General features: G+C 72.4%; 11 protein-coding genes. 6 read left to right on the forward strand and 5 right to left on the reverse strand.

Features of this window, described 5'->3' with window-relative positions; translation table 11 throughout:
• Positions 1-40: 40 nt before the first annotated feature.
• From CA984_RS37470 to CA984_RS37480, 3 genes are read left to right on the forward strand one after another with little or no spacing between them, the layout of a single operon-like run.
• Positions 41-1249, forward strand: a complete 1209-nt coding sequence (locus CA984_RS37470; RefSeq protein WP_086578146.1) for a glycosyltransferase — start codon at positions 41-43, stop codon at positions 1247-1249.
• Positions 1246-1977: a DUF998 domain-containing protein gene (locus CA984_RS37475; RefSeq protein ID WP_086578137.1), complete on the forward strand. Its 732-nt coding sequence runs from the start codon at positions 1246-1248 to the stop codon at positions 1975-1977. Before CA984_RS37470 ends, CA984_RS37475 begins: the two co-directional genes overlap by 4 nt.
• The gene (locus tag CA984_RS37480) at positions 1943-2875 is read left to right on the forward strand and encodes an acyl-ACP desaturase (protein ID WP_086578138.1); all 933 of its coding nucleotides are present in this window, start codon (positions 1943-1945) and stop codon (positions 2873-2875) included. The genes CA984_RS37475 and CA984_RS37480 overlap by 35 nt, the downstream gene beginning before the upstream one ends.
• A gap of 208 nt (positions 2876-3083) precedes the next feature.
• Here the strand turns inward: CA984_RS37480 and CA984_RS37485 are convergent, their stop codons facing one another.
• The 5 genes from CA984_RS37485 to CA984_RS37505 all read right to left on the reverse strand — a co-directional run bounded on the left by CA984_RS37485 (position 3084) and on the right by CA984_RS37505 (position 8657).
• Complete coding sequence (locus tag CA984_RS37485; RefSeq protein WP_086578139.1) at positions 3084-3689, reverse strand: rhodanese-like domain-containing protein; 606 nt, start codon at positions 3687-3689, stop codon at positions 3084-3086.
• 155 nt (positions 3690-3844) lie between these two features.
• On the reverse strand, positions 3845-5185 hold the full coding sequence (locus CA984_RS37490; protein ID WP_086578140.1) for an MBL fold metallo-hydrolase: 1341 nt from the start codon (positions 5183-5185) through the stop codon (positions 3845-3847).
• Between the two features lie 320 nt (positions 5186-5505).
• Positions 5506-5775: a metal-sensitive transcriptional regulator gene (locus CA984_RS37495; RefSeq protein WP_086578141.1), complete on the reverse strand. Its 270-nt coding sequence runs from the start codon at positions 5773-5775 to the stop codon at positions 5506-5508.
• An 86-nt stretch (positions 5776-5861) separates the two neighbouring features.
• Positions 5862-7079 carry an MFS transporter gene (locus CA984_RS37500; RefSeq protein ID WP_086578142.1) on the reverse strand — a complete coding sequence of 406 codons (1218 nt, stop codon included), beginning with the start codon at positions 7077-7079 and terminating at the stop codon, positions 5862-5864.
• Between the two features lie 342 nt (positions 7080-7421).
• The gene (locus CA984_RS37505) at positions 7422-8657 is read right to left on the reverse strand and encodes an NAD(P)/FAD-dependent oxidoreductase (RefSeq protein ID WP_086578143.1); all 1236 of its coding nucleotides are present in this window, start codon (positions 8655-8657) and stop codon (positions 7422-7424) included.
• 76 nt (positions 8658-8733) lie between these two features.
• Between CA984_RS37505 and CA984_RS37510 the strand changes: the two genes are divergently transcribed.
• The 3 genes from CA984_RS37510 to CA984_RS37520 form a co-directional block, all read left to right on the forward strand.
• Positions 8734-9417 (forward strand): pentapeptide repeat-containing protein, encoded by a 684-nt coding sequence (locus tag CA984_RS37510; protein WP_086578144.1) that lies wholly within the window; start codon positions 8734-8736, stop codon positions 9415-9417.
• A 472-nt stretch (positions 9418-9889) separates the two neighbouring features.
• Positions 9890-10486, forward strand: a complete 597-nt coding sequence (locus CA984_RS37515; protein WP_133061891.1) for a hypothetical protein — start codon at positions 9890-9892, stop codon at positions 10484-10486.
• Between the two features lie 319 nt (positions 10487-10805).
• Positions 10806-12179: PEP/pyruvate-binding domain-containing protein (locus tag CA984_RS37520; RefSeq protein WP_278249087.1), on the forward strand; the 1374-nt coding region annotated here is incomplete at its 3' end.

The raw sequence follows: 12179 nt of genomic DNA on the forward strand, positions 1-12179 counted from the left end.
CTCCCCAACGCCTCCCGGCCATCCGATGAACGGAGCCCCCATGGTCATGTCAGCCGCGCCCGCGCTCGCCCCGGCCCCTCTCGCCACCCGGCCGCGCCGGGTGCTGATCGGCACCGACACCTACCCTCCCGACGTGAACGGCGCCGCCTACTTCACCCACCGGCTGGCCGGCGGCCTGGCCGAACGGGGCAACGAGGTCCACGTGGTCTGCGCCTCCGAAGAGGGGGCGGCCAGGACCGAGCACGTGAACGGCGTGACCGTGCACCGGCTCCGCTCGGCGCCGATGCTGGTCCATCCGACCATGCGGATCTCGGTGCCCACCCGGCTGGACCGGCTCGTGGCCGCCATCGCCCCGGACGTGGTCCACGTCCAGGGACATTTCGTGGTCGGCCGCGCCGCGATCTCGGCCGCCCGGCGCGCGGGCGTCCCGGTCGTGGCGACCAACCACTTCATGCCCGACAACCTCTTCCAGTTCGCGCACATCCCCGGCCCGCTCCGCGAGCGGGCCGGCGACCTCGCCTGGCGGGACTTCAGGCGCGTCTTCTCCCGGGCGGACCGGGTGACCACACCGACCCGGATCGCCGCGGGGCTGCTCACCGGGAAGGGCTTCGCCCGTCCGGTGGAACCGGTCTCGTGCGGCATCGACCTCAGCCGGTTCCAGCCGCGCGCCGAGCCCAAGGCGTGGGCGCGCGGGGCGTTCGGCCTGCCCGACCGCGACACCGTGCTGTTCGTCGGGCGGCTGGACGAGGAGAAGCGGCTGGACGAGCTCGTCCGCGCCCTGCCGTACATCCTCAACGGGACCGACGCGCAGCTCGCGCTGGTCGGCACCGGAGGGCAGCGGGCGGCGCTGGAGAGGCTGGCGGCCCGGATCGGGGTCGGCGACCGGGTGTTCTTCCTCGGGTTCGTCCCCGACGAGGCGCTTCCCCAGGCGTACGCCGCCGCGGACGTCTTCGCCATGCCCGGGGTCGCGGAGCTGCAGAGCATCGCCACCCTGGAGGCCATGGCCACCGGGCTGCCGGTGGTCGCCGCCGACGCGATGGCCCTCCCCCACCTGGTACGGCCCGGCGAGAACGGCCGGCTGTTCCGGCCGGGTGACGTCCAGGGACTGGCCCGCCACCTCAACGACCTGCTCTGCTCGCCCGGCCTGCGCGGCGCGATGGGCGCGGCGAGCCGCGCGATCGCGCTGACCCACGACCACCAGGCCTCCCTGGCCCGGTTCGAGGCGATCTACCAGGAGGTGGCCCGATGAGCGCGGACCCGATGCGGCGCTGGCCCGGGATGGCGGGGGCGGCGGCCGCCGCAGCCTCGACGGCCTACGCGCACGTGGTCGCCGCCGACGCGGTGGACCCGATGAAAGGCCTGATCAGCGACTACGCGCTGCTCGACACCAGCGCCTGGGCCATGGTCGGTGGCACGATCATGCTCGCCATGGGCTCCCTGTGGGTCGCGTACGGCCTGGCGCGGGCCGACCCGGCGCGCAGCGCCGCGCCGCGCGTCCTGTTCGTCGCCGGAGCGCTGGGACTCCTGCTCACCGCGGCGTTCCCCACCGACGCGGCCCCCGGGGTCACCTCGGCCGTCGGGGAGATCCACCGCTGGGCGGCGGCGGTGGTCTTCACCGCGCTGCCCTGCGCGGGCTGGATGATGGGCCGCCGGTTCCGGAACCGGGCGCTGTCGGCCGTCAGCGTGCTGGCGGCGGTGCTGCTGGCCGCGTTCCTGGCGGCCCACCCCGGATCGCTGACCGCGGACCTGATCGGCGGCCCGGACTACTACGGTCTGATCGAGCGCCTGCTGCTGCTGAGCGAGATGGCGCTGGTCTTCCTGGCCGCCCAGGGCATGGACAACCTACCAGACAGTAATAAAAGAGACATATCCTCGCTTACTGACTCTCCCCTTACCTACGCTAACGTAGGTTACGGTTCCGTAGTGAGTGAGGGAGAGCCTTATGCGAGAGTTCAGTCAGACCGAGCTGCTGCTTGAGCTTGAGCCCGTTGTCGCCGGAGAGCTGGACCGGCACCACAAGGTGGCCAAGGAGTGGTTCCCGCACGAATACGTCCCGTGGTCCGAGGGCAGGGACTACGACGGCCTTTTCGGCGGTGAGGCGTGGGTCGAGACCGACTCGAAGCTCCCCGAGGAGGCACGGGTCTCCCTCATCGTCAACCTGCTGACCGAGGACAACCTCCCCAGCTACCACTACGAGATCGCCACCGCCTTCGGCCGCGACGCCGCCTGGGGCACCTGGGTGCACCGGTGGACCGCCGAGGAGGGCCGGCACGGCACCGCCATCCGCGACTACCTGACGGTCACCCGCGCGGTCGACCCGGTCGCCCTGGAGCGGGCCCGCATGAACCACATGGGCGAGGGCTTCACCAACGCCTACGAGGGCGTGCTCCACTCGCTGGCCTACGTCTCCTTCCAGGAGCTGGCCACCCGCATCTCCCACCGCAACACCGGCAAGGCCTCGCAGGACCCGAACTGCGAGCGCCTGCTCGCCAGGATCGCCGCCGACGAGAACCTGCACATGCTCTTCTACCGCAACCTGCTCGACGCGGCCTTCAAGCTCACCCCGAGCCAGACGATGCGCGCCGTCACCGACGTGGTGACCTCCTTCCAGATGCCCGGCACCGGGATCGAGGGCTTCACCCGCAAGGCGATGACCATCGCCAACGCCGGAATCTACGACCTGCGCCTGCACCTCGACGACGTCCTCATGCCGGTGCTGCGCCAGTGGGCCGTCTTCGACATGAAGGACCTCGACTCCGAGGGCGAGAAGGCCCGCGAGGAGCTCGCGGCGTTCCTCGCCCGCCTGGAGGTCTCCGCCTCCCGCTTCGTCGAGCGCCGCGAGGCCCGCCGCGCCCGCCAGGCCGCCGGCGCCTGACCCCTTCGCCGGGGGACCGACACGCGCGGTCCCTCGCACTCGTCCCACCGTGACCGCGTGACCGCGGTTCCTCCGCCCCCGCGGTCTTCCGCCGCCGGCCCCAGGTGCCGGCGGCGTGGCGCGACGGCACCCGCCCAGGTCATATCAGGGCGGGGGACGCTCACCGCGACGGCGGCGAGCACCGTCGCGGTGAGCGTCCAAGTTGTGATCATGCTCGGGCCTCGCCGCCGCGCAGCCGGGCGATGACGGCGTCGATGTCGAGGTCCCGGGTGCGGTTGTAGGGCAGTTTGGCCAGGGCCATGCCCATCGCACAGGTGTCGGTGACAGCGGCGAAGGTCAGCCCGGCGCCGACGAACCCGGCGATGAACCGGGCCGGCGGCCACCAGATACTGGCCAGGACCGAGGCGGCGACGGCGCCGCCGGCAACCAGGCGCACCTGGCGCTCCAGCCCCCAGCTCTGGGCCCGGGTCCCGGGAATCGGACATGCCGCGGAGGCGGTGGGGGCACCGGCACCGGTCCAGGCGTTCATCCCGCCCTCCAGCACCACCACGTCGGTCAGGCCGGCGCGGGTCAGCGCGGTGTGCGCCCGGGTGGCCCGGCCACCGGACTGGCAGATCAGCAGCATCGTGCCGCCGGCGTCGGCGACGATGCGCCGCAGGTGCGCGTCCACCTGGTCCAGGGGCAGGTTGACGGCGCCGGGGATGTGGGCGGAGCCGAACTCACCGGGAGTGCGCACATCGACGACGAGCACGCCGGGGTCGGCCGCGATCAGAGCGCGGGCGGCGGGCACGTCGACACTGGTCTTCATACTCATGATCAGGAGAATCCTGTTCTTCGGGAGCGGGTGGAGGCGGCCGGATCGGGATGATGGCCGACCGGCGGGGGCAGGTCAGGCGGCGGCCGGGGGCGGACCAGGTCGGTGACCGGCCCGCAGGGGCAGGTCGGGCGGCGGCCCGATGCCGGGGCGGGTCAGTCCGCGGCCCGGTGCCGGAGCAGGTCGGTGACGCCGGCGCCGGTCAGCACGACCGGCCGGTAGCCGGCGGCCAGCAGCAGGCCGGCGGCGATGCTCGCGCGGCGGCCGGAGCCGCAGGCGACCAGGACCGGCCGGGAGGCGTCCAGCTCGGCGGGGACCCCGTGAACGGCCAGGTCGGCCAGGAAGCGGTGGACCGCGCCGGGCAGCGCGGCGGCGGCGTGCTCAGCGGGCATCCGCACATCCAGCAGCTGGGCGCCGGGCCGGGCCAGCCGGGCGGTGAAGGCGGGCAGGTCCAGCAGCTCGAAGGTCTGGTCGGCGGCCGGGCCGGGGTCGGTGACGACGCCGCGCACGGTGTCGACGCCGATCCGGGCGAGCTGGGTGACGGCCTCGGCGACGTCCTGGCCGGGGTCGGCCACCAGGACCAGGGGCGCCCGGTAGGGCAGCAGCCAGCCCGCCCAGCTGCCGAAGTCGGTGTCCAGCTCGATCCCGACCGCCCCGGGGAGCAGGCCGCCGGCCTGCCGGGCACGCGGGCGGATGTCCACCACGCGGGTGTCCTCGGGCTGGTCGGCCAGATCCTCGACGCTCAGCGTGGGCACGGCCAGGGACGGCATCGGCGGCACGCCCATGGTGTTGGCCGGCCCCATGTACGGATAGAACGCCGGAATCGGCATCGGGGCGGCGAGCAGCTCATCGGCGAAGGCCTCGGCGTCGCCGATGGCCAGCAGCGGATTGCCGGCCACCTCCTCGGCGATGGTGGAGGTGTAGCGGCCGGCGCCGGTGGAGGTGCAGAACGATCCCTCCCCGTGGGTGGGCAGCAGCTCCACCCCGCCGGGCAGGCCGGCCAGGCGGTGCAGCGAGCCGTGCTGCAGCCTGGCGAGGGTGCGGGCCCGCTCAGGGCCCAGCAGGTCCGGGCGTCCGGCCGAGGAGACCAGCAGGCTGCCACCGGAGAACACCGCGACCGGCTCGCCGTCGACGAGCACCAGGTAGCTCGTGTGCTCGGGGGTGTGGCCCGGGGTGTGGATCGGACGGATGCTCAGCCCCCGCCCGCCGGGGATGTCCTCCATGTGGAAGGCGGGGGTGTGCGGGTAGGCCGCGGCGGCTGCGGCGGGAAGCACCAGCTGCGCGCCCGTGGCGAGCGCGGCCTGCTCTCCGCCGGAGACGTAGTCGTTGTGCAGATGGGTCTCCAGCACGAACCGCAGCTCCACATCCCGCTCGGCGGCCTTGGCCACGAAGCGGTCGATGTCGCGCTGGGGGTCGACGAGGATGCCGCGGCCCTCGTGGGTGAGCAGGTAGCTCTGGTCCCCCAGGCCGGGGGTGCGGAACGAGATGATCTCCATCGGGAGTCCTTTCAATCAGATAAAAATACCCCGGGGGGTATATGGAAGACAGAGGTGCACCCCTCCCAACCCCCCGAACCGGAGGGCGGGCACGGCTCTGCGGCGGCGGCCTCCCGAGCGAACCGCGTGGCGTGAGGCCGCCCGAGGCCGGCGCGACGGGCGTGACGGGAAGGACCCCCACACCCCTCGACCAGCACCGCGACCTTCCCCGCGAGAGCTGTATACCCCCGGGGGTATACAGGAGACACGGGAACACGACGCCGGGTCGACGCCACGGGCCCATGCCGTCCGCCGTCCACGGCAAGCCGCAGACCCGCCCCTTACGCCAGGGACAGGAAGAGCTTCTCCAGCTCCTCGACGCTCATCGGGGCCTCCTCGCCGCGAGCCTGGGCGGCCTGGCAGTGACGCATCCCGCTGGCGACGATCTTGAACCCCGCGCGGTCCAGCGCCTTGGAGACGGCCGCGAGCTGAGTGAGCACCTTCGAGCAGTCCTCGCCGGCCTCGATCATCCCGATCACGCCGGCCAGCTGCCCATGGGCCCGTCGCAGGCGGGTCACCGCGTCACCGACCATCAACTCACTCATCTCCATGCGGCCAATATACCCGGGGGGGTACCCTGGACCAAACGGCGTCCTCTCGCCGGCCCCTGCCGCGCGCCCGCCGGCGGGCCCCGGCCTCAGGGGACCGTGACCGGCCGGCGGGCCTCGGCCACGCCCGTTCCCGGGCGCAGCCTGCGCAGGAAGAGCAGCACCAGCAGCGCGGCCAGGCCGGTGGTGACCGGCGGGACCAGGAAGGCCAGGGCCGCTCCGGAGCGGTCCACGAGCTGGCCGGCGACGGCCGCGCCGGTGGCGATGCCCAGGCCGATCGATCCGTTGAGCCAGGTGAAGGCCTCGGTCCTGACCTCGGCGGGGATCAGGGTCTCGACCAGGGTGTAGCCGGTGATGACGGCGGGGGCGATGACGAACCCGGCCATGGCCGCCCCGCCGTACAGCAGGGGGATGGAACCGGCGAGCGTCAGGGCGGCCGTCGTCGCGCAGAGCAGGCCGACGGTGGCCGCCAGCCGGACCGGGGCGCCGATCCGCCAGCGGACGACGCCGTAGAGGATGCCTCCGACGAAGCTGGCTCCGGAGAAGGACGCGTAGATCGGCCCGGCCGCGGCGGCCTGGCCGAGCGCGGCGGTGTAAGAGGTGATGCCGACCTGGAGGCTGCCGAAGACGGTGCCGAGCGCGACGAAGGCCACCGCCAGCACGGCCACACCGCGCAGCCGGAGCACGCCGCCCTGGGAGCGGACCCGGACCGGCATCGGCTCGGGGGCGCCCCTGCGGACCACGGCGAACACCAGCGTTCCCAGCACGACCATGACCAGTGCCGCCAGCAGCGCCCAGACGGGCGAGAACCCGGTCGAGACGGCCACCAGCAGCACCGGGGCCAGAGTGAAGGTCAGCTCGTCGGTGATGGACTCGACGGCGAAGGCGGTGCCCAGCCTCTCCGAGCGGCCCAGCAGGTGTGCCCAGCGGGCCCGGACCATCGAGCCGACCTGCGGCATCGAGGCACCCGCCAGTGCCGAGAAGACCACCAGCGGGACGGCCGGGGCGTGCGCCGAGGCGAGCGCCAGCAGGACGCCCAGCGCGGCGGCGTGCAGGACGACCTGCGGGACGAGCACCCTCGGCTGGCCGTACCGGTCGGCGAGCCGTCCGGTCTGCGGGCCGACCAGCGCCTGCGCCACCGCGGCGGCAGCGGCGGCGATCCCGGCGGCGCCGTACGAGCCCGTGGACCACTGCACGAGCAGGAGGATGCCGAGCTGCAACATGGCGTACGGCAGGCGCGCGAGGAACGCGGGAACGAGGAAACGCCAGGCGCCGGGGGAACCGAGCACGGCAAGGTAGGACTTCATCAGTCTCCGTCCGAGTCCAGACGGAGCGCTGCCCGGTCCGGGAGCGCACCGTCATGGTGGGCTTCGACCGGGGTAGATACCGCTCATAGCGGCCGCCGTGCGGTCATTGCATGTATTCGTTCAGAACACAACAATCATCCATCTTAAGCCACGAATCGGACTCGAAGTGAGCGCGCAGTGGGACCGCAGTAGGGCCGCAGCGGGGCCGCAGTGGGGCCGCATCCGCACGCCGAGCGGCCACCGCCCCACCGGTCACCGTCGCCGTGGCCGCGATCGGACCGCGCCCGGGACCTGCCGGGGGCGGATGCCTGACGGCCCCGGCAGAGGTCGCGCGGTCACCGGTCAGCCCTCCGTGAGACCGGCCAGCGGCACCGAGGGATCGGCGAGCCGGTCGGGGTCGACCCGCACGCCGGCGCGGATCAGCTCCTGCGCCGGCGCGATGCCCTCGTCCCACTGGTTGACGTGCATTCCCGCCACGACACGGCCGCCGGAGAGCCAGAAGGCGTGGAAGGCCCGCGCCTCCAGGTCCCCGCGGACCACGACGGAGTCGTAGCCGCCCGGCGCGAACCAGCCGGAGAACTCCATGCCGACGTCGTACTGGTCGGTGAAGAAGTACGGCGGCCGGTCGTAGACGACCTTCTGGCCGAGCATGGACCTGCCGGCGGCCAGTCCCCCGTTGAGCGCGTTGGCCCAGTGCTCGACGCGGATCCGGGTGCCGTACAGCGGGTTGAAGGCGCCGGCCACATCACCGGCGGCGTAGACGTCGGGGTCCTCGGTGCGCAGGGACGCGTCGACGACGATCCCGTCGTCGACGGCCAGGCCCGCCCGCTCGGCGAGTTCGGTGCGGGGGCGCACGCCGACACCGACGATCACCACGTCGGCCGGGATCTCCCCGCCGTCGCCGGTCGCCACCGCCCGGACGCGCCCGGCGCCGAGGAACCCGGTCACCCCCAGGCCGAGCCGTACGTCGACGCCCTGCCGGCGGTGCACGTCGGCGAAGAAGGCGCCCATCTCAGGACCGAGCGCCGCCCGCAGCGGCACCGGCTGGGACTCGACGACGGTCACCTCGCAGCCGTATCCGCGGGCGGCGGCCGCGGTCTCCAGCCCGATCCACCCGGCTCCCACGACGACGACCCTGCCCCCGCCGCCGATGGCATCGCGCAACCGCTCGGAGTCTCCGAGGCCGCGCAGGTAGTGCACGCCGTCCAGGTCCGCGCCGGGCACGTCGAGGCGGCGCGGGGACGCGCCGGGGGCGAGCAGCAGCTTGGCGTATCCCAGCCGCCGTCCGTCGTCGAGCTCCACCTGGTGACCGGCCCGGTCGAGGCCGGTCACGCGGCGTCCGAGCAGGAGTTCCACGGAGTTGGCGGCGTACCAGCCCTCGTCGTGGACGTAGGCCTTGGCCTTCTCCTCCTTGCCGAGCAGATAGCCCTTGGAGAGCGGGGGCCGCTCGTACGGGCGTTCGGTCTCGGCCCCGATCAGCGTGATCCCGCCCGTGAAGCCCTCCTCCCGCAGGGACTGCGCGGCCTTCGCCCCGGCCAGGCCCGCTCCGACGATGACGAACGTCTGCTCGGTAGTCATGGATCCCTTCCTATCCGATTCCCTCTCCCGTTCCAATGAGCGGCTCACGGCCCGCGACCTGACTAGGCTCCCCCGCATGCCTTCTCGCACCCCTGCCGCCGGACCACCGCGGCCGAAGGAACCCCGCTCCCCCAGGCTCGCGGCGTCGCTCGCCGCCGTGGAGCTCTTCGACCACGATCTTGAGGATGACGGCGTCTACAAGTCGATGGAGTTCAGAGGCGTCGACCTGTCGTCCCGCGACGCGGACGCGGTCGAGTTCGAGGGCTGCCGGTTCGTCGACACGCGCCTGTCGGGTACGGCGATGCGCCGGGGCGGCTTCTCCAACGTGGAGCTGGAGCGCTGCGACCTGTCGGGCATGGCGGCCAGGGCGTCGTCGATGCACCGCGCCCGGGTGTCCGCCAGCCGGCTGACCGGCATGACGTGGTCCGAGTGCGGGTTCAAGGACGTGACGTTCGACGCCTGCCGCGCCGACCTGACGGGGTTCCGGTTCTCCACCTTCAAGAACGCCGTCTTCCGCGACTGCGCCCTCCCGGAGGCGAACTTCCAGAACGCCGATCTGAAGGGGGTCCGGTTCGAGCGCTGCAACCTGACCGGCGCCCAGTTCTCCGGCGCGGAGATGGAGGGGGCGCGGTTCGCCGACTGCGTGCTGCTGGGGATCGGCGGCGTGACCAGCCTCAGGGGTGTGACCATCAGGAGCCGGGACGCCCAGGGGCTGGTCTACAGCCTGGCGAGTGCCATGGGGATCACCATCGAGGAGTAGGGCGGCAGGCCCCGCCGGCCGATCCCGCGCCGCTCTCAGGCACGGGGCCCTGTGCGGACCGGCCGGGGGGCGCGGCCAGGCTGCGGTCTCCATTACGGCCTGGAATGCGCGGGAAACGCGCGCACACCGGCTGGAAAAAAGCCGTCCCGGCCCGCTGGAATCCCGCTCCGCACAAGTGGGACGGAGTGCCGGAGCAGCCCGGCAAAGGATTTGGATTCACATACGCCCGCGACACGCAAGATCTTCAATCGCCCAAATGGGGAAACTTTCGTTTACTCTCGCTAAAACCAGATTCTCCACTCCGCGAAAAGGGGTTCTATATATTGCCTACGCCTTCAAGATCGCGCCACGGACGGGAATTACCACGAGCCCCGCCCGTGGTACACCATTTCGCATAGGAGCATGCCGTATGCCATTGATGAGACGATCTGTCCGAGCCGCGGTGAGCTGCGCCTTCGCAGCGGCTGCCGTCGTGAGCCTCGGGGCTTCCTCCTCCGCGCAGACCAGCATCCCGGACATCTCGCCCGCACCTCAGCTCTCGGCCGCGGAGCCGCCCCCCAAGCCCAAGGCTCGCGCCCTGACGGCCGACGAGATCCGCAGGAAGGGGCTGGCCCAGTACATCGACATGTCCCGCCAGAAGGAGACGGCCCCCACCCTGATCGACGGCTCTCAGGGTAAATTCGCCGCGAGCGTTCCCCCTCCCGTCAAGAAACCCGCCAAGGCCGGCAGCAGGACCTACACGTCAGGCTGCTGGTATCTGGAGACGGAATCCGGTTCCGCCACTTACGCGGGAATCGCCTACCACACGTGGTGCGGCGACGGCGCCCAGATCACATACACCTCGGCGAGCTGCACCGGGAGCACGAGCGGGCCCACCCGCAGGTACGAGGGCTGCCAGAACATCCAGGGCTACGGGCTGGGCTGGAACGTCTGGGACGTCACGGACAAGTGGCATTTCTGCACGTCCTACAACTCCTACACGGGCGTGTGCTCCGCACGGATACACCCGTGGCAGAAGAACCGCTATGACGCGAACGGCCAGGTCTGGCTCCTCGGATGGGGCAACTAAGGACTAGCCTCCCGAACGCGCACTCCATCCGAACGCGCACTCCATGCCACGGCGGCGGCGCCGGCCTCACCACGGCCGGCGCCGTCGCCGTCTCCGTACCTGGCGGCCGCCGAGGAACCCGGATCTCCGGCCGTGCCTCCCGGACACATGACCGCCGCCCGCACACCGCCACGCGGCAGACGGTGCGCCGCCGTACACCGCCGCCAGAACCGGGACCGAGTGAGCCTCGCCGCTAATTTCATCACTTGTTGACTTTCTGGATGGCCCGGCTTACCGTTACGGACCCGCATTGGTTGCGGGGATGCAAGGAGACGCGCCGATGTACGACACCCCACTGATCCTGAAATTCGATGACATCGATGCGGGGATGCTGCCCATCGTCGGCGGCAAGGCCGCGAACCTCGGCGTGCTCACCGCCGCCGGCCTCCCCGTCCCCCCGGGGCTCTGCGTCACCACCGAGGCCTACCGGCGGGTCACCGAGCAGGCCGGGCTGGAGGATGTGCTCGACGCCCTCGCCGTCACGGCCGCCGGGGAGATCCGGGCTCTGAACGAGCTGGCCGGCCGGGCCCGCGAGCTCGTGATCTCCGCCCCGGTGCCCGCCGACATCGCCGACGCCGTACGGCGGAGCGCGCACGGCCCCGTCGCGGTCCGCTCCTCGGCCACCGCCGAGGACCTGCCGCACGCCAGCTTCGCCGGTCAGCAGGACACCTACCTCAACGTGATCGGCGCCGACGCCGTGCTGGACGCGGTCCGGCGCTGCTGGGCCTCGCTCTGGTCCGACCGGGCCGTGGCCTACCGTGCCGCCAACGGCATCGACCACCGGGCCGTGCTGGCGGCCGTCGTGATCCAGGAAATGGTCCAGTCGGAGGTCGCCGGGGTGATGTTCACCGCCAACCCGGTCACCGGACGACGGCACGAGGCGGTCATCGACGCGAGCCCCGGACTCGGCGAGGCCGTGGTGTCCGGCGCGGTCAATCCCGACCACTTCGTGGTGGACACCGCCACCGGGCGGATCACCGAGCGGCGGCTGGGCGACAAGCGGCTGGCCGTACGGTCCCTGCCCGGCGGCGGCGTCGAGCACGTCGAGACCGACGTGGCGGGCGTGGCGGGCGCCTGCCTCACCGACGCCCAGATCCGAGCACTGGCCGAGCTCGGTGGCCGGGTCGAGGACCACTACGGCTCCCCGCAGGACACCGAGTGGGCCGTCGACGCCGGCGGCGCCCTCTGGCTGACCCAGTCGCGGCCGATCACCACCCTCTTCCCGATCCCCCGGCACGCGCGTCCGGCCGGAGCGGGCTCCGGGGTCGCCGGGGCCGGTCGCCGGACGGACCGGCCCACCCGCCTCCGCCCCGGCCACGGAGGGCCGGGAGGCTCCGGTGATCACGCAGGACCGGGAGACTCCGGCGGCCACGCAGGGCCGGAAGGCTCCGGTGATCACGTAGGACCAGGAGACTCCGGCCTGGCCGGCGGGGAGCCGGGCGGCGCGCGGATCTACTTCTCCTTCAGCGTGGCCCAGGGCGTCTACGCGCCGATCACCCCGATGGGCATGTCGGCCTTCCGCCTGCTGTCGTCGTCGGCCGCCGCCCTGCTGGGCGCCCCGGTCACCGACCGATTGGACGGGGCGCCCCAGTTCGCCGAGGCGGCCGGCCGGATGTTCATCGACGTCACGGGGATGATGCGCAGCCGGGTGGGC

The organism is Streptosporangium minutum (assembly GCF_002149035.1).
Lineage (GTDB): Bacteria > Actinomycetota > Actinomycetes > Streptosporangiales > Streptosporangiaceae > Streptosporangium > Streptosporangium minutum.

Coding starts and splice junctions, on each gene's coding strand:
- CA984_RS37480 (WP_086578138.1), top strand. CDS start 1,943: ATGCGAGAGTTCAGTCAGACCGAGCTGCTGCTTGAGCTTGAGCCCGTT.
- CA984_RS37505 (WP_086578143.1), bottom strand. CDS start 8,657: ATGACTACCGAGCAGACGTTCGTCATCGTCGGAGCGGGCCTGGCCGGG.
- CA984_RS37510 (WP_086578144.1), top strand. CDS start 8,734: ATGCCTTCTCGCACCCCTGCCGCCGGACCACCGCGGCCGAAGGAACCC.
- CA984_RS37490 (WP_086578140.1), bottom strand. CDS start 5,185: ATGGAGATCATCTCGTTCCGCACCCCCGGCCTGGGGGACCAGAGCTAC.
- CA984_RS37495 (WP_086578141.1), bottom strand. CDS start 5,775: ATGGAGATGAGTGAGTTGATGGTCGGTGACGCGGTGACCCGCCTGCGA.
- CA984_RS37485 (WP_086578139.1), bottom strand. CDS start 3,689: ATGAGTATGAAGACCAGTGTCGACGTGCCCGCCGCCCGCGCTCTGATC.
- CA984_RS37500 (WP_086578142.1), bottom strand. CDS start 7,079: ATGAAGTCCTACCTTGCCGTGCTCGGTTCCCCCGGCGCCTGGCGTTTC.
- CA984_RS37470 (WP_086578146.1), top strand. CDS start 41: ATGGTCATGTCAGCCGCGCCCGCGCTCGCCCCGGCCCCTCTCGCCACC.
- CA984_RS37475 (WP_086578137.1), top strand. CDS start 1,246: ATGAGCGCGGACCCGATGCGGCGCTGGCCCGGGATGGCGGGGGCGGCG.